This is a genomic window from Eubacterium sp. CAG:161, from assembly GCF_000432355.1.
GTDB classification, from domain to species: domain Bacteria; phylum Bacillota; class Clostridia; order Lachnospirales; family Lachnospiraceae; genus Eubacterium_G; species Eubacterium_G segne.
The window spans coordinates 95,602-112,187 of sequence record NZ_HF991873.1 but is presented as its reverse complement, the minus strand read 5'-3'; the positions used below and the strand labels follow the sequence as shown (position 1 = coordinate 112,187).

General features: G+C 35.2%; 17 protein-coding genes. 15 read left to right on the top strand and 2 right to left on the bottom strand.

Annotated features, from left to right (window positions below):
- Positions 1–31: 31 nt before the first annotated feature.
- The 3 genes from Q5O30_RS09630 (at position 32) to pfkB (ending at position 2,947) form a co-directional block, all read left to right on the top strand.
- On the top strand, positions 32–1,375 hold the full coding sequence (locus Q5O30_RS09630) for a cation:proton antiporter (protein ID WP_021953540.1): 1,344 nt from the start codon (positions 32–34) through the stop codon (positions 1,373–1,375).
- A 93-nt stretch (positions 1,376–1,468) separates the two neighbouring features.
- On the top strand, positions 1,469–1,993 hold the full coding sequence (locus Q5O30_RS09625; RefSeq protein ID WP_021953539.1) for a spore maturation protein: 525 nt from the start codon (positions 1,469–1,471) through the stop codon (positions 1,991–1,993).
- Positions 1,994–2,038: 45 nt separating this feature from the next.
- Entirely contained in the window at positions 2,039–2,947 is a 909-nt protein-coding gene (gene pfkB / locus Q5O30_RS09620) for a 1-phosphofructokinase (RefSeq protein WP_021953538.1), read from the top strand.
- A 49-nt stretch (positions 2,948–2,996) separates the two neighbouring features.
- Here pfkB and Q5O30_RS09615 read toward each other — a convergent pair whose 3' ends face one another.
- Positions 2,997–3,719 (bottom strand): helix-turn-helix domain-containing protein, encoded by a 723-nt coding sequence (locus Q5O30_RS09615; RefSeq protein WP_021953537.1) that lies wholly within the window; start codon positions 3,717–3,719, stop codon positions 2,997–2,999.
- Positions 3,720–4,053: 334 nt separating this feature from the next.
- Between Q5O30_RS09615 and Q5O30_RS09610 the strand changes: the two genes are divergently transcribed.
- Both Q5O30_RS09610 and Q5O30_RS09605 read left to right on the top strand, forming a co-directional pair.
- Positions 4,054–4,380 (top strand): helix-turn-helix domain-containing protein, encoded by a 327-nt coding sequence (locus tag Q5O30_RS09610; protein ID WP_021953536.1) that lies wholly within the window; start codon positions 4,054–4,056, stop codon positions 4,378–4,380.
- A gap of 113 nt (positions 4,381–4,493) precedes the next feature.
- Entirely contained in the window at positions 4,494–5,090 is a 597-nt protein-coding gene (locus Q5O30_RS09605) for a LytTR family DNA-binding domain-containing protein (RefSeq protein ID WP_186840331.1), read from the top strand.
- A gap of 258 nt (positions 5,091–5,348) precedes the next feature.
- Here the strand turns inward: Q5O30_RS09605 and Q5O30_RS09600 are convergent, their stop codons facing one another.
- Positions 5,349–7,064 (bottom strand): DUF885 domain-containing protein, encoded by a 1,716-nt coding sequence (locus tag Q5O30_RS09600; RefSeq protein WP_302674683.1) that lies wholly within the window; start codon positions 7,062–7,064, stop codon positions 5,349–5,351.
- Positions 7,065–7,080: 16 nt separating this feature from the next.
- Here Q5O30_RS09600 and Q5O30_RS09595 point away from each other — a divergent pair, with 16 nt between their 5' ends.
- The 10 genes from Q5O30_RS09595 to Q5O30_RS09550 all read left to right on the top strand — a co-directional run bounded on the left by Q5O30_RS09595 (position 7,081) and on the right by Q5O30_RS09550 (position 16,497).
- Positions 7,081–7,215, top strand: coding sequence for a hypothetical protein (locus Q5O30_RS09595; protein ID WP_302674682.1), 135 nt, complete (start codon positions 7,081–7,083; stop codon positions 7,213–7,215).
- Between the two features lie 112 nt (positions 7,216–7,327).
- Positions 7,328–8,275 carry a mannose-6-phosphate isomerase, class I gene (gene manA / locus Q5O30_RS09590; protein ID WP_021953533.1) on the top strand — a complete coding sequence of 316 codons (948 nt, stop codon included), beginning with the start codon at positions 7,328–7,330 and terminating at the stop codon, positions 8,273–8,275.
- Between the two features lie 26 nt (positions 8,276–8,301).
- Positions 8,302–10,266 (top strand): transcription antiterminator, encoded by a 1,965-nt coding sequence (locus tag Q5O30_RS09585; protein WP_021953532.1) that lies wholly within the window; start codon positions 8,302–8,304, stop codon positions 10,264–10,266.
- 194 nt (positions 10,267–10,460) lie between these two features.
- Positions 10,461–10,904, top strand: coding sequence for a PTS sugar transporter subunit IIA (locus Q5O30_RS09580; protein ID WP_021953531.1), 444 nt, complete (start codon positions 10,461–10,463; stop codon positions 10,902–10,904).
- A gap of 44 nt (positions 10,905–10,948) precedes the next feature.
- Positions 10,949–12,184 (top strand): PTS fructose transporter subunit IIC, encoded by a 1,236-nt coding sequence (locus tag Q5O30_RS09575; RefSeq protein WP_021953530.1) that lies wholly within the window; start codon positions 10,949–10,951, stop codon positions 12,182–12,184.
- Between the two features lie 122 nt (positions 12,185–12,306).
- Complete coding sequence (locus Q5O30_RS09570; RefSeq protein WP_021953529.1) at positions 12,307–12,615, top strand: PTS fructose transporter subunit IIB; 309 nt, start codon at positions 12,307–12,309, stop codon at positions 12,613–12,615.
- A 184-nt stretch (positions 12,616–12,799) separates the two neighbouring features.
- On the top strand, positions 12,800–13,063 hold the full coding sequence (locus Q5O30_RS09565; protein WP_021953528.1) for an HPr family phosphocarrier protein: 264 nt from the start codon (positions 12,800–12,802) through the stop codon (positions 13,061–13,063).
- A 17-nt stretch (positions 13,064–13,080) separates the two neighbouring features.
- Complete coding sequence (gene ptsP, locus Q5O30_RS09560; RefSeq protein WP_021953527.1) at positions 13,081–14,772, top strand: phosphoenolpyruvate--protein phosphotransferase; 1,692 nt, start codon at positions 13,081–13,083, stop codon at positions 14,770–14,772.
- A 54-nt stretch (positions 14,773–14,826) separates the two neighbouring features.
- Positions 14,827–15,663 carry a Cof-type HAD-IIB family hydrolase gene (locus tag Q5O30_RS09555; RefSeq protein WP_021953526.1) on the top strand — a complete coding sequence of 279 codons (837 nt, stop codon included), beginning with the start codon at positions 14,827–14,829 and terminating at the stop codon, positions 15,661–15,663.
- Positions 15,664–15,732: 69 nt separating this feature from the next.
- The gene (locus Q5O30_RS09550) at positions 15,733–16,497 is read left to right on the top strand and encodes a DeoR/GlpR family DNA-binding transcription regulator (RefSeq protein WP_021953525.1); all 765 of its coding nucleotides are present in this window, start codon (positions 15,733–15,735) and stop codon (positions 16,495–16,497) included.
- The last annotated feature ends 89 nt before the right edge of the window (positions 16,498–16,586 follow it).

The following is a 16,586-nucleotide window of genomic DNA, read 5'->3' as shown; positions in this document are numbered from 1 at the left end:
AATATGTTAGCAATTGAAAAGAGGAAAAATCATGGAAGAATACGGTTATTTGTGGCAGCTTGCATTAATACTTGCAAGTACAAAAATTTTGGGACTTGTAACTAAGCGTTTTAATATGCCACAGGTTGTAGGCGCACTTTTAGCAGGACTGATTTTAGGACCGGCAGTTTTAGGTAACTTATTGTCAGGAGTAGTTGTAGGAGGACATCATTTAGAGGCATTAACACTTCACCAGACAGCGTTTATTGACCATCTTGCGGAAATAGGTGTTATTGTTCTTATGTTCTGTGCAGGTCTTGAAACAGATATTAACGAACTGAAAAAATGCGGACTGGCATCCTTTATAATTGCACTTTGTGGTGTAATAGTACCCCTTATTGGTGGCGGAGCATTTACGTTCTGGTTCTTAAAAGAAGGCTGGATTGAACCGGCGCAGGGAAGTACAGTGTTTGTACAGGCGGTGTTTGTAGGTGTTATTTTAACGGCAACATCTGTTAGCATTACCGTTGAAACCCTTCAGGAAATGGGAAAATTAAAGACAGCTTCAGGAAATGCAATTTTAGGAGCTGCAATTATCGATGATATATTGGGAATTATAGCCCTTACAGTGGTTATAAGTCTTGGAACAGGTGGTTCTGGTGCATCAGGTAATTCAGAATCACTGGGAATAGTGCTTTTGAAGATTTTATTATTCTTCGTATTTGTAGGTGTATTTGGATTTATTATTTACAAATTATACAAGAAATGGTACGAGCACGCTGGAAAAGGAATGCACAGACACGCAATTATAGCATTTGTTATATGTCTGATTATGGCGTTTTGTGCAGAATATTTCTTTGGCGTTGCAGATATTACAGGAGCATTCTTTGCCGGTGTAATTATCTCCATGACACAGAAAGATCAGTTTATTGCATCAAAATTTGATGTTGTGGCATATATGTTTTTAAGCCCTGTATTTTTTGCAAGTATAGGTCTTAAGGTAGATGGAAACGCAGTTATGCATATGGGACCGGTTATTGCACTGTATGCTGTAGGTCTTGCAATTATTGCCATCCTTACAAAGATTATAGGATGCGGGCTTGGAGCTAAGGCGTGCGGATACAAGGATTACCAGTGTTTGAGAATTGGTGTGGGAATGATTTCAAGAGGTGAAGTTGCCCTTATAGTTGCAAACAAAGGTATTGAGGCAGGACTTATGAGTTCAAGCGTTGTAGCACCGGTTATTATAGTGGTAATTGTAACTACAATTATTACACCGATTATATTAAAACCTGTATTTATGAAAAAGGGACCAAATGCAGATGTGGTTGCTACAAGTAAGTTAGTAGAAAATGTTGAAGAGAGAACTGAAATGGTTACCGGAGTAAAGAAATAAAGAATTTAACGTAAGAACCTATGGCACAAAGTCATAGGTTCTTATTTTTTGCCATAAAATATATGTGAATAGAATTGTTTTCGGGTTATTTGTATGTCAGTAATAGTGTCAATATCATCCTTTATTATTCCGGGAATTATGTTATTTATAGTTTTATATGGCATAATAAAAAAGCAAAATGTATATGATGATTTTGTAACCGGTGCCACGGGAGGACTTAAAACAGTTATAAAAGTAATGCCCACTCTTATTGGTTTAATGGTGGCAGTGGCCGTTTTAAGAGAATCAGGATTTATGGAAGTGTTGGGAAAATTGCTTGGAAAGGTTACCAATCCCATAGGTTTTCCGGGAGAACTAATGCCGGTTACAATTGTCAAAATATTTTCATCATCAGCAGCTACGGGAATGGTTCTTGATATATTTAAGGAATATGGGCCGGATTCATACATGGGAAAGGTAACATCGTTAATGATGAGCTGTACGGAAACGGTGTTTTACACAATGTCCGTGTATTATATAACTGCAAAAGTAACGCGAACAAGATGGACTTTAGCTGGTGCAATTTTGACAACAATTTCAGGGACAATTGCCAGTGTAATGCTTGCAAATGTAATTTAAATAATATATATTTTGAATTAAGAAGTGAAAATGCGGAGGTACGAAATGATATATACAGTTACATTTAATCCATCTATTGATTATATTGTTTCAGTGGATGACTTAAAGTTAGGAAGTGTAAACAGAACATCTGAGGAGCTTATGTTTCCGGGAGGTAAGGGAATAAATGTTTCCATGGTTCTTAGTAATCTTGGAATAGAAAATACAGCCCTTGGTTTTTTGGCAGGTTTTACCGGTGACAATGTTCAGAAAATGTTGGAAGAAAACGGAGTAAATGCTGATTTTATCAGGGTTAAAGATGGAATAACAAGAATTAATGTTAAAATTCGTGCTCAGGAAGAAAGCGAAATAAACGGTATGGGACCGGCAATAAAGGACGAAGACATTAAGGAATTGTACAAGAAGTTAGACAAAATAAAGGACGGAGATATTTTGGTTCTTGCAGGAAGTATTCCATCAGTAATGCCTGAAACAATGTATAGTGACATAATGGAACACTTAAAAGATAAGGATGTAAAGATAGTTGTGGATGCCACAAAGGATTTGCTTTTAAATGTTCTTAAATATAAACCATTTTTTGTTAAGCCTAACAATCATGAATTGGGAGAAATATATGGCGTAGAGCTTAAAACAAGAGAGGATGTTGTTCCTTATGCAAAGAAGATGCAGCAGGAAGGTGCCAGAAATGTTTTAGTTTCCATGGCAGGAGAAGGAGCTGTTTTAGTGGCGGAAAACGGTGAAGTATATAAGAGCAAATGCCCTGAAGGCAAGGTGAAAAATTCCGTTGGTGCCGGAGATTCCATGGTAGCGGGATTTATTGCAGGATACCTAAAATCAGGGGATTACAAAGAGGCACTTAGAAACGGCTTACTTACAGGAAGTGCCAGTGCTTTCAGCGATAATCTTGCCACAAAAGAAGAAGTTGAAAATTTAGGAAAAACATTTGAAATGTAATTTATAAGTGTTTTTATTATAAGCAGAGTGGGTTTAAGCCTGCTCTGTTTTATTTTTTAATAATACCAATGATTCTTCCTAAGAAAAGACATTCGTCAATATGTTTAAGAATGAGGGGCTTGTCAAAACCACGTAATGCCTCAAGGCAAAAATATCTGTCAGGGACATATCTTCTAATATAAATCTTATCTTTATACATAAATATTCCACATTCCCCGTAAGAAGGATATCTGTCTTTACATATCAGAATAAGTTCATCTTTGTAAAATAAACGGTCAGGGGATGAGTCATAAATGGTTATCCCTAAAATATCTAAATCACCATACTTTTTTCTGTATTTAGCAAAATTGTAAATATCAGAGCTTAAGTTTGTGCATGAAAAACCACGGGAATAGAAGCCATGTGCATTAACAATAGCAATATAATCAGTGTCAAATTTTTGATTATGTTCTAAAAGATGATCTTCAAGATCACATAATTCGGATAAAAAACTGAAGCATCTGTTTGACAAAGAGGGACTGTTATTTTGCACAGAAGCAGTATCTGAAATAAGCTCGTCAACACTACATTGAAAAGCTTCAGAAATCTTTATCAAATTATATATAGATGGATTATTTATTTTTCCACCTGTTAATTTCTTAATGGTTTCATAGGGAAGACCTGCTTCTTCCGATAATTGCCTGAGAGACCAGTTATAAAAGTACAGTTTTCTATAGATATTGTTCATAAGTACGGTTTTGTAATAATAAAGGAATTCATCTTTGTTATTCATGAAAATAATTCTCCTTTTAGCAAATAAGATGTGTGTGAAATATGATAAAAGAAAATAATACCTATAATTATAACATATTTAGTGCAACAATAACGGTGTATGTGTAAAAAAGAAAATTATTTTTTTAAAAAGTTATAAGAATATAATAATAAAAGGAAAAAGTAACAATTTAAAGTAATAATGAAACTTTATTGAATAATAATATAGGTAATCCCAAATACATTAGAAGGCCGGTTCTGCAAAATTATGTCCCTTTGGTACAGTAATAGTGACTGGTGTTAATAAATAAAAAAGAATAGCATTTTTACTAACTTATACATTATGAGAGTGAAATATGAAAAGATATACAAGAGATGAAATGTTGAAATATTCTAAACGTGTAATAAAACTCAGAAGAAAGATAGGTTTATCTCAGGAAAGGGTTGCTGAGGATATTAGAATGTCATACTCAACATACAGAAAAATAGAAAACGGAGAGAGAAATTTATCTACGGGATGTTTGTGTAAGTTAAACCAGGCATATAATATTTCGGCGGACGAAATTCTATTTGATAAAAAGGGGAAAAAAGATATAAGAAAGTATTCTGAGCATGATAAAATGTTATTGCTTTTAAAATTAGATAATATTTATGGAAAAACAAAGGATAAGAATGAAGAATGAAAAAAATTCTATTATTAAATGATAGTAAAAAGGGAGTATTGAATTTACCGGAATTTAAAAATCACAAAATAAAAATTTATAGGTCAGATAACTTTCAGGAGGCATGTGGAATAATGTTACATGATTATATTGACCTTTTTATTATAGATACCGTGGCAACTGACAGTGACGGAGACAGTGTAGGGGGCATACGTTTTGCAGAGGCAATACGTAGGGTGCAACAATATTGTTTTACACCTATTATTTTTTTGTCATATTTAGAAGATCCCAAGTTATTTATGTACGAGCAGTTACACTGCTATGCATTTATGGAAAAGCCTTACGATAGAAGTGAACTTATAAAAGTTGTAGAAACTGCATTAGAATTTCCCAAACCTCAAATTAAAAAAAGGAATCTTTATATTAAAGATGAGGGCATAATATATTCTGTGAAAATACAGGATATATTGTACATAAAAAGTGAAAGAAGACGACTTTACATATACACGAAAAAGGAAGCTTTTACCGTAAAAAACAGAACTCTTGAAAATATCATTGAAGAAATAAGTTCAGGGGATTTTGTAAGGTGCAGCAGATTTTACGTGGTAAATAAAAGACACATTAAAAGTATAGATTATGTAAACCGAATTATAACAATTACAGGAACTAAAGAGGAAATAGATATCGGGCCATCAATGATAAAAAGTATGAAAAGTAAGTTTAGCAGTTAAAAACCGCCGTTCAATACAGAAAAAGTACATTTCAGTACAAAAATGTAAATTATTAAGTAGTGTTGTTATAATTATATTGTGATGTGAGTGCACAAAATAGATTGTGCCATCCAATGATGTAATGGGGTTATTTCGTTGCTATGCGAGTTTGTCACTCACATCATAATATACAGTTGAAAAGGGCTGTAGATAAAATATTAATACCTAAAACAAAACCGGATATACAGGCAGAATATCCGGCTTTGTTGAATTTAGAAATTATTTGGCATATTCGTACATTATCCACTTATTTACCACATCAAAAGGCGCAGGTCCCACAGCCAAAAAAGCCTTGTGAAAATCTTTTAAGTTAAAGGAATCTCCCAGCTTCTTTTTAAGAGAATCCTTAAGCCGGGTAATTTCCATAAAGCCTACATAATATTGAAGATAATTGGCAGGCTCTTCTATAACAGACTGAAAAATGGATTCACAAACCTTTTTGTCAGTGATATTATAATCTGCCAGATACTTGGTGGTGTCTTTAAAAGTCCATCCGTCATAGTTAATTCCAATATCGCAAATAGAATAAAGAGCCAGAGAATATGCAGAACTACAGGCAAAGGCTTTGGCAAGATTTTGGTCTTTATAACGATACTGATAAGACATAAATTCCACATAAGTTGCCCACCCTTCAGTATAGCCACCGTAGTTAATAATGTGCCTTACAGGGTGGGGATTAGTAGATGAAAAGAACCATGACTGGTACATATGCCCCGGTATTCCTTCATGGGCAATTGTGGCATAAAAATCCTGATTTTTCATACTTTCGCTACCGTTTATATAAATAATGTTGTGTTGTGGATTATCTATAGGAGGAGTTAAATAAAAAGCAGGACTTAAAAAATCCTCAAGACTTTTATCCACATATTTTAAGGTGTATGAAATTTCGGAAAGCCGGCTGTCTCCCACTGTTGTAGGAAAATTATTGGAAATTTTCTTTGACAGTGAAGATATAATGTCATTGGGCTTTAAGTCGGATTCTGTTTTACCATAAAACTTTTTCTCCAGTTCAGGGTCTTTTGTGAGAATAGAATAAATTGCCTGCACATACCCTGTGAGATTAAGCTGAATTTCAGCTTTTAAATCACTGACAGATTTAGAACTTCCCGTATAATTTTTTACAAGATATTCATAGTAATCCCTGCCGTTTTTCAGGTAGAAAAGACCGTTTTTGTTTTTACAGGCTCCCTTTTTTTGCAATGACCACAAAGTATTGGCGATATTTTCGTAGGCAGGGTAAATGCTTTCCTCAATTACATTAATATCCCTTGTTATATAATTATTTTTTTCCTGGTCAGTTAAAAATGTAACACCGGATAATCTGTTTAAAAATGATGTATGCAAAAGATTTTCACAGGTATTTTTGTTGCCAATAAATTCCTTACACTGGGCAATTATTTTGTCACAGGCAAATTTACTTATAAAAGAATTATTTTCAGCCTTTAATTTTTGAAATTCACATATTTGTCCATAATAATCCTTTATGAGAGACAAAATAGAAAGATAATTTTCAATATCCTTTTGGGAGGAAAAAGTATATTCACATAAAAGAACAGGAAGCTGAGCCTGAAGCCCCGTAGTAGGACTTAATACCTGAGAACAAAGGCATAAGTCGGAAAAATCCAGCTGATCTTTAAAATACTCCATTAAAACATCATAGGTTATCTGCTGCTCCGTGGAAAGGTCTTTATAATTAAAGTTTTTTAAAAGATTAATTTCGTTTATAAAGTGGTTTTGGGATGAAGTCATAGACTCATATGTATAGTTTCCCAAAGTGGGGGTAATGTTATCCAGTCCGTATTTTGAAGTATCAGATAAATAAAAATGCAAACTGAGAGTGTCGGAAGAGAGTTGGTCTGTTAAAAGTTTGTCTGCGTAGATATTAAAGTTTTGCTGTGTATTGTTTTCAAAGGAATTTTCTTTTTTTTCGGACAAAAGAGGGAAAACAGTAATGGCACATAAAAAGATAATAAAAATGCCAATAATAATCGATGAAAAGAGATTTCTTTTGAAAAAATTAGAAAAAGTAGTTAATTTTAACGTCATTTTTGTAGTGACTCCAAAGTCCTTTTATAATAAAATATAAAAAAATATTAAAATGTATGATATTTTTGTAAAATATGTTACAATCAAAGTTATATTGGAAAGAGGATTGTTGAAATTAGCTACTGAGAAAAAACGAAAAAGAGGTATTTAACATGGAAAGACAAAGTTACTCAAATGAAGTTATTCTTTTGCAGCCGGTATTTAAGGACGCAATCTGGGGTGGAGATTTATTGAAAAATTTTGGATATGAGCAGGCTGGAGACAATGCAGGTGAATGTTGGGGAATAAGTGCACACAAAAGTGGTGACTGCACAATTTTAAACGGAGAATTTGCCGGAGAAAAATTGTCATGGTGCTATGAAAATCACAGAGAGTTATTTGGAAATATTGAAAACGACGTGTTCCCACTTCTTGTAAAAATAATAGGGGCGCAGCAGGATTTAAGCATTCAGGTACACCCTAATGATGCCTATGCGGCAGAACATGAAAATGGTTCATTAGGGAAAACGGAATGCTGGTACATTCTTGACTGCAAGGAAGATGCCAGTATTGTCATAGGTCATAATGCAAAGGATAAAAAAGAACTTGCAGATATGATAAATCAGGGACGATGGAATGAATTAATAAGAGTTGTTCCAATTAAAAAAGGTGATTTTTTCCAGATAAACCCCGGATGTCTTCATGCAATTAAAGGCGGAACATTGCTCATAGAAACACAGCAAAGCAGTGACATAACATATAGAGTTTATGATTATGACAGACTGCAGAACGGAAAACCAAGACAGTTGCATTTAAAACAAAGTATAGACTGTATTGAAGCTCCTCACGTTGATTACAACCAGGAGAGAATTGTTAATAACTATCCGGGAATGAGCAGTGAAAGGTTAGTAAAATGTCCTTTCTACACATTAGAGAGATGGGAAATAGACGGAAAATACAGTTTTGAAAATGATAAACCATTTATTAATGCAAGTGTTATAGATGGAAGCGGAATGATAAACGGACAGAAGATAGGAAAGGGTGAACATTTTATTATTCCTGCTACATTAAAACAATGTAACATTGAGGGAAAATTAACAGTAATGATATCATACTGCTAAAAGATATTAAGAAAGTTGAAAGAGATATGTTATCAGAAAGAAGTCTTCAGATATTAGAAAAATTAATTGACAATAACCGTACACCTATTACGTCAAAGACTCTGGCACTGTATCTTGGCGTATCAGAAAGAAGTGTAAAAACCTATATTAAGGAGGTCTCGGATTTTTGTAAGGAGCAGGGAATGACCTTGGAAAGAAAGCCGGGAATAGGTTTTGTGGCAGACTTTTCTGAAAACCAGATTGAGCAGGTTAGTGCCATGAAACGTGACAAAAAAATGGTAATGTCCAAAAAACAGAGAATGGGTTATATAATGTACATTCTTTTAAGCGGATGGGACACTTATACCCTGTCATTGTTTTCAGAGGAATTAAATGTTAGTAAGAAAATGATTGGCGATGACATTAACACCATATCAAAGGAACTTGAAAAATATAATATTCATATTAACAGGGTTGCAGGACATGGTGTGTTTATTTCCGGTGAGGAATTTTCCATAAGAAAGGCAATGAAAAGTTATTGCAGATATGCCATTGGAAATAATAAAGTGGACAATGTACACGATTACAGGGTTAATTATGAAGAAGAGTATTTGTGGATAAATAACTTTGGAAGGGATAATTATGAGAAGGCCATTGAAGTAATAGGGGCAATAGAGAAGGAATTTGATGTTGCCTATACAGACTATTCCTTTAGAATGTTGGCAGAATATCTTAGCATCCAGTTATTTAGAATCAGAATGGGAAATGTTATAGAGAAGAATATTGTCAAAGAAGAAGGAAAATTAAGCAATCCTGAAATTGTTGGAAAAGTGTGTCAGATGTATGAGCAGCTGGGAAAAATGCAGATTAATGAATATGAGAAGCAGTATATAGACATACTATTTGCAGCGGCAGCAGTGCAGCTTAAGAAAAATCGTACACAACTGGTAAACAATAGCAGATTTGACAGCAAAAATCAGGAAATATGCGCTGAAATTTTAAAATATCTTTCTGAAATTTTAAATGCGGATTTAGAGGGAAATGAACTTTTAAGAACCAGCTTAGAAGCGTTTATTCCACCGTCATTTATTAGAACACAGTATGGTTTTGAGGTTAGCAATCCTTTCTTAGGAGATATAAGGGAAATGTATTCGGGAATTTTTGCCACATGCTTTACATTGGGAAAATTCTACGAAGAATATACAGGAGAGATACCTACAGACCATGAAATCTCTTTTATCGCACTGTTTTTAGGAGGTGCACTTCACAGAAATGTGAAAAACGTCAAAGCGGTGTTAATTGGTACCAGCGGAATTGCCGCAGCTAATATTGTGGCAAGAAAAATAGAAAACAAAATTGATGATGTAAAGATAGTTGCCATATTATCCTCCCAAAAAATAGAGAATATAGAGGACTATGATTCTGATATTATCCTGTCGTTACTGCCAAACTTTGAATATGAGGACAAGGTAGTACATATATCGCCTATTGTCAGCAGGGATGATGAACAGAAAATTAAGGATGCATGCTTTGAGGCATTGTCAAATCCACGGTTTGGAAGCGAAAAGTTTGATGAAATAGTTGATAAGGACCATATACTGATTGTCAGGGAAAAAGTGGAGCGTGAGGCCATTCTTAAAGAGGTTTGCAAGCGTCTTTGCGAAGGTGGATATGTAAAAAAAGAATTTTACGATGATGTAATAACAAGAGAAAAAATAGAATCAACAGCTATTGGAAATGAAGTTGCCATTCCTCATGGAATGCCGGAAAATGTTATAAAACCAAAAGTTTTTGTGGTTAAACTTGAGTATCCGGTAAACTGGGGAGGAAAAATGGTTAGCACAATATTCCTTTTAGCCCTTAACTTTAACAACATTGAAACTACTAAGTCATTTTTCATGGCATTTACCAGATTGGTAGGTTCAGAAACCAGAATAGGAAAAATACGTAAATGTCAGACTCCGGAGGAGATAGGGGACATATTCAAAAGAGAATTGCATTATAAACAATAAAAATTAATAAAAAATAATGAAAAGCTTTTGATTTTTCAAAACGTTTCAATGCAAGAAAAATACTAAGCTTGAGAATAATTGCACTAACTTTAGTGCAATTTTCTTTTTTTGCGAGAATTGAAAAAAAGTAATAAAGCCCTTAGAATGAAATTACACAATGGTGGTAATAATTTTAAGAAAAGGAGGACAAAGGTTTGGCTAAAGAATTAATGAGCAAAGAGATTGTTATGTTTGACGTTAAGGCAGAGAATGCAGAAGGGATTATCAGATTAATAGCTGATGCGATGGACAAGGACGACAGACTTATTGACAAAGAAGGTTATGTAGCAGATGTTATGGCAAGAGAAGCAAGTTCAAGTACGGCAGTTGGTTTCTCAGTTGCTACACCACATTCAAAGTCAGTACATGTTAAGGAACCATCACTTGCTTTTGTACGTCTTGCGCATCCTGTTAAATGGGATGATACGGAAAGCGTTGACATGATATTCCAAATCGGTGTTCCTTCACCGGGACAGGGTGACAGACACTTAGAAATTCTTGCAGGATTGTTCAGAAAGGTTATGCATGAAGACTTTAGAGAACAATTAAAGAATGCAAAAAATGCCGATGAAGTTATTGAACTTATTGGCACAGTTTAAATCCTGAGGTCAGGATAAAATACGTTTTGAAAAGGAGAAAAGTTATGAAAGAATTGGTAGATATCTTAAAAAACACCAAACAGCACCTTATGAATGGTGTGTCATATATGATTCCGGTTGTTGTTGGTGGTGGTATCTTAATGGCCATCGCAGTATTATTAACAGGTGAAGGAGCAGCTCCGGGATGGGGTTCAGGTCTTCCTTATTGGTTATGGACAATCGGAGCTGATGCTCTTGGATTAATGTGTCCTGTATTTGCAGCATATATTGCTTACTCAATTGCAGACAGACCCGGAATTGCAGTAGGTATGGCAGGCGGATTTATGGCACTGAATATTCCTACAGGTTTAGGAGCACCTGTTCAGACTTTGGTAGAAATTACTAAGGGTGTTACAGTTCCTGATGGAGCAGTTTTAACAACAATTGACAATGTTCAGTATTATGTTAATTCAACAAGAACAGTACAGACAGCTTCAGCCGGATTTATAGGAGCAGCTATTGCAGGTTTAATTGCAGGTATTGTAGCGCATTACTTAAAGAAGATTCCTCTTCCAAAGTCAATGCAGTCACTTAAATCGATTATCATTATCCCTGTAGTTGGTGTGTTAATTGTAGGTGCTATAATGTTCTCATGTGGAGCACCAATTGCATCATTTATGACATGGCTTGAAGGTGTAATGACAGATATGGCACATGGAAATCATGGAAGTCTTGCCCTTGCAGGAATTAGTGCTTTGGCATCACTTATGATAGCATTTGACCTTGGTGGTCCTGTAAACAAAGTTGCTTACTCAATTTTAATGGTAGCATTTGTAGGTACAGGTATTTACACATTCGCAGCTCCTGTTGGTATTGCTATTTGTATTCCTCCAATCGGATGTGGTGTTGCTTCATTAGTTTTAAGAAAGAAGTTCTCACCGGAAGAACAGAATGCAGGCATCGGTGCTATAGCGATGGGTTGCTGTGGTATTACAGAAGGTGCTATTTCATATACAGCTGCTGATCCGACAAGAATGATTCCTATTAACATGATTGCATCAGCAATTGCAGGTGGTCTTGCAGGATTCCTTGGAGTTGGTGCTAAGATGTCAGCTTGCTGGGGTGGTTTAATTGTAGCTCCTGTTATTCAGGGTGAAAGCTTTATGTCAGGTTGGCCACTTTACGTAATCTGTATTTTAGTTGGTGTAGCAATTTACGTTGGTTTGTGTGCATTATTAAAGAAAGATTATGTTGCACCTGAACCGGAGGATTTAGGAGATGTTGATATCTCATTTGAATAAATCATATAAGAAATATAATTTGTATAATAAACTGATAAGTCGGATTTAAGTCAGGAAAATATAACTTGTATAAAATAAACTGATAAGTCGAATTTAAATTAACAAGAAAGAGAGTGAATGATATGAAATTTTTAGCAGTTACAGCATGCCCTTCAGGGGTTGCACATACTTATATGTCAGCAGAGGCTATTCAGCAGGCTTGCAAAAAAGCAGGAATTGAGTGTAAGGTTGAAACACAGGGTTCTATAGGTATTGAAAACGCTATTACAGCAGAAGATATTGCTACAGCAGATGCAGTAATATTAACAACAGATATGCCTATTAAGAATGCAGGTCGTTTTGATAACTTAAAGAAAGTTAAAATCACTACAGGTCAGGCAATTAAGCAGGCAGATGCCATCGTAGCTAAGATGGTTGGAATGCTTAAATAATAGCAGATAGCTGTTTAAGCCAAACTCAAATTAAAATTATTAAGCCAAATTTATCCGGGCGGGTGGAGCGTATGCCTGCCCGGATATATAAAATTAAGAGAGAATCGTAGAGTAAAACATTAAATTAGAAAACTGTTGCGAAAGCAATTTAAATAAAGTATCGAATAAGAAGGAGAACGAAAATATGGTAAGCAAGACATTAACAGTAAACAATCCGGAGGGATTACACATGAGACCGGCAGGAGTTATCGCAAAGGAAATGGGTAAATTCGCATGCGACATAACAATTGTATTTGGTGAAAAGAGAATAAACGCAAAGAGTCTTATAAACATCATTTCAGCATGTATCAAAACAGGTGCAGAAGTAACCTTTGAGTGTGATGGTGAGGACGAAGAAGCAGCAATGGCAAAGATTGTTGAACTTGAAAGTCAGAATTTTGGTGAATAATAATAAGAGGTAAGATTATGTACAAAGGTATTGCAGGTTCCGAAGGTATCGGAATAGGAAAAGTTGTTATAATTGAAGACCACGACATTACTATTGAAACAAAGCATGTTCCGGAAACAGACTCAGAGATTGCCAGATTACAGGAGGCAATTGAAAAGTTTGTGGAAATTACAAATAAGATGGCTGATAAAATGGATGAAACTGTTGGTAAAAAGGACGCAGACATTTTAAGAGGTCATATACAAATGCTTCAGGATCCAATGATTGAGGAACAGATTTCCTCACTTGTTGTAGCTGAAAAGATTACTGCTGAAATGGCAGTTGATCAGGTGTTAGAGCAGACAGCAGAAATGTTTTCACAGATACCTGATGAATTATTACAGCAGAGAGCTACAGACTTTAGAGACATTAAAGCAAGAATGATTAAGTTACTTATGGGAATTGAAGATGTTGATATTTCCCAGGTACCGGCAGGAACTGTTTTAGTGGCAAAAGATTTGACTCCATCTATGACAGCAGGAATTAAGCCTGAAAATATTGAAGGTATTCTTACAGAGATGGGTGGAAAAACATCTCATTCAGCTATATTGGCAAGAGCAATGGAAATTCCGGCGGTTTTAAGTATTGAAGGAATATGTGATATTGTAAAGAATGGTGACACTGTTGTTCTAGACGGAACAAGTGGTGAGGCATTAGTTAATCCGGAAGAGGATGTTGTTAAGGAATTTGAAGATAAACGTGAACAGTTTGCAAAGGATAAGGCTCTTCTTAAGGCATATGCCGGAAAGCCGTCTGTTACAAAAGATGGAACAAAGGTAGAATTAGTATGCAATATTGGAAAGCCGGAAGATGCAAAGAAAGCTGTTGAATGTGACGGAGAAGGTATCGGATTATTCAGAACTGAATTTTTGTTTATGGACAGAGACAGCATTCCTACGGAAGATGAACAGTTTGAAGCATATAAAGCGGTTGCCGAAACAATGAAAGGTAAGCCGGTAATTATAAGAACCCTTGATATAGGAGGCGACAAAGATGTACCGTATCTCGGACTTGAAAAGGAAGAAAATCCTTTTTTAGGATTTAGAGCAATAAGGTTTTGCCTTCAGAGACAAGATATTTACAAAACACAGTTAAAAGCACTTGTAAAAGCCAGTGCATATGGTAAAATAAAGATAATGGTTCCATTGGTTACAGGAGTAGATGAGCTTCGTCAGGTTAAGACTATGGTAGCTGACATTATGAAAGAGTTTGACGAAAAAGACGTTCCGTATAACAAAAACATAGAAATTGGTGTGATGATGGAAACACCGGCGGCATGTATGATGGCAGATGCGTTGGCAAAGGAAGCTGCATTCTTTAGTATAGGTACAAATGATTTAACAGGATATACTATGGCAGTTGACAGAGGTAATGCAAAGGTAGCATACCTGTATTCCACATATAACCCTGCGGTTCTCCGTGCTATTAAGAGAATAATTGAGTGCGGAAGAAAAGAAGGAATCATGGTTGGTATGTGTGGTGAAGCAGCAGCTGATCCAAAGTTAATACCATTACTTTTGGCTTTTGGTCTGGATGAATTCAGCGTAAGTGCCACAAGTGTTTTGAAAACAAGAAAGATTATTTCTGATTGCGATGTTGGGGCATGTAAGGAATTAGCCGAAAAGGTTATGCAGTGCATTACTGAGGAGGAAGTCTTAAAGTTATTATAATTTAATTTGCGAAATGCAAATAGTATTACAATATTTAATGGATTGGAGCCCAAAATGAATATCAAACTTATAGCCACTGACGTAGATGGTACTCTCGTTGCAGATGACCACTTAACAATCCCCCCAATTAATATTAATGCGTTTAGAAAGGCTAAAGAAAACGGTGCATTAATAGCCGTAAGCACCGGAAGACCATATTCATTAACAAAAAGGGAATGCGATTTGTTAGGTTGCGTAGACTATTTGATACTATCAAACGGAGCAGCTGTGGTGGACATGCACAGCGCAAAGGTTCTCTGCAGCTGCTACCTTCCTTTTAAATCCCTAGAGAGAATATTAAGTGTTTTTGAAAAATATCCGTTGGTATATGAGATTTATGCAGATGGTGCAGGTTACATTACGGATTATACATATGAACATTATTTTGAAGCTAAAGGTCTTCCTGAAGTCTTTTTAACTGAATACAGAAAAATAATGGAGAGATGCGACAGCCCGTGGGATATTATAAGGACTAAAAATGTTGAAAAGTTTAATGTTTCACATATTCCTGATGAATGTATTGAACCTTTGATGAAGGATTTAAGTGAAATTCCTGATTTGGTTTATTCGGCAGGATATAAAGGAAATATGGAGATAACTGCTGTGGGAGCTGACAAGGGGAATGGACTTAAATGGTTAGCAGATTTTCTTGGAATAAATAGTGAAAATATTATGGCATTTGGTGATTCAGAAAATGATGCCACAATGCTTGAGTATGCCGGATGTTCTTATGCATTAAAGACAGGAAATGATTTGGCAAAGGAAAAAGCAAAGTTTATTACGACAGAAGGCAACGCAGACGGCGGCGTTGGAATTACCATAGAAGAATGGTTAAAAAACGGCAAAATATAAGAAAACTTATTTGACATAAATTAAACAATGGTACACAATAGTAGGTATAAATTTTACTAAGGAGGATTTATGCTGGCAAGAGAAAGACAAAATAAAATCGTCGAAATTGTAAACAGAGAAGGTTCCGTATTAGTTAAGGAATTAAGCGAGTTATTTAAAGTTACAGAAGACAGTATTCGAAAAGATTTATCTGCGTTAGAGAAAAAAGGGCTGTTAAAAAAGACTTATGGCGGTGCCATTAAGAATCGTGTGAATACCCATGAAATATATGTTTCCCAGCGAAAGGGAAAGAATGTAAAAGAAAAGCAGCTTATAGCGCAAAAGGCGTTTGAACTGATAGAAGAAGGGGATATGATTTTTCTTGATATTTCTACCAGTAATATAGAACTGATTAAATTAATTATTGAAGCCAATCTGAAAATAACCGTTGTAAGTAATATGATAGATGTTATGCTTTCTTTTGTGCAACCTTCAGATACAAATTTTGTGTTTGTTGGTGGAAAGATGAACAGGGGAAGAGACGGTTTCATTGGTTCATATACAAACAAACAGATTCAGGAATTTAATTTTGATAAGGCTTTTATGGGTGCAGTAGGTGTGGACACTGACAGGGACAAAGTTTATACATATGCTACAGATGACGCATTAACTAAAAAGATGATAATGGATGTCAGCAACAAGTCCTACGTTATGTTGGAAACGAGAAAGCTTGCCCGTGAAGGTAATTATAAATATGCAAATATTAGTGATTTCGCAGGAATTGTAATGGATAGCAAACCGGAGGAAAAAGCACTGAAGGACTTGCAACAGTACAACGTGGAATTGTTCTATTAAAATAGATTAGATAAACAAAAATATTGTTTTTAATAAGTATGTCATAATTTATCTTTCAAAAGGGGCATCCCGGGTGTAATTCAAGAAGT

Excerpts from the sequence above, each read along its gene's own strand:
- Q5O30_RS09575 (WP_021953530.1), top strand. The coding sequence starts at position 10,949 with ATGAAAGAATTGGTAGATATCTTAAAAAACACCAAACAGCACCTTATG.
- pfkB (WP_021953538.1), top strand. The coding sequence starts at position 2,039 with ATGATATATACAGTTACATTTAATCCATCTATTGATTATATTGTTTCA.
- Q5O30_RS09615 (WP_021953537.1), bottom strand. The coding sequence starts at position 3,719 with ATGAATAACAAAGATGAATTCCTTTATTATTACAAAACCGTACTTATG.
- Q5O30_RS09630 (WP_021953540.1), top strand. The coding sequence starts at position 32 with ATGGAAGAATACGGTTATTTGTGGCAGCTTGCATTAATACTTGCAAGT.
- manA (WP_021953533.1), top strand. The coding sequence starts at position 7,328 with ATGGAAAGACAAAGTTACTCAAATGAAGTTATTCTTTTGCAGCCGGTA.
- Q5O30_RS09570 (WP_021953529.1), top strand. The coding sequence starts at position 12,307 with ATGAAATTTTTAGCAGTTACAGCATGCCCTTCAGGGGTTGCACATACT.
- Q5O30_RS09565 (WP_021953528.1), top strand. The coding sequence starts at position 12,800 with ATGGTAAGCAAGACATTAACAGTAAACAATCCGGAGGGATTACACATG.
- ptsP (WP_021953527.1), top strand. The coding sequence starts at position 13,081 with ATGTACAAAGGTATTGCAGGTTCCGAAGGTATCGGAATAGGAAAAGTT.
- Q5O30_RS09585 (WP_021953532.1), top strand. The coding sequence starts at position 8,302 with ATGTTATCAGAAAGAAGTCTTCAGATATTAGAAAAATTAATTGACAAT.
- Q5O30_RS09610 (WP_021953536.1), top strand. The coding sequence starts at position 4,054 with ATGAAAAGATATACAAGAGATGAAATGTTGAAATATTCTAAACGTGTA.
- Q5O30_RS09595 (WP_302674682.1), top strand. The coding sequence starts at position 7,081 with ATGGCACATAAAAAGATAATAAAAATGCCAATAATAATCGATGAAAAG.
- Q5O30_RS09550 (WP_021953525.1), top strand. The coding sequence starts at position 15,733 with ATGCTGGCAAGAGAAAGACAAAATAAAATCGTCGAAATTGTAAACAGA.
- Q5O30_RS09625 (WP_021953539.1), top strand. The coding sequence starts at position 1,469 with ATGTCAGTAATAGTGTCAATATCATCCTTTATTATTCCGGGAATTATG.
- Q5O30_RS09605 (WP_186840331.1), top strand. The coding sequence starts at position 4,494 with ATGTTACATGATTATATTGACCTTTTTATTATAGATACCGTGGCAACT.
- Q5O30_RS09555 (WP_021953526.1), top strand. The coding sequence starts at position 14,827 with ATGAATATCAAACTTATAGCCACTGACGTAGATGGTACTCTCGTTGCA.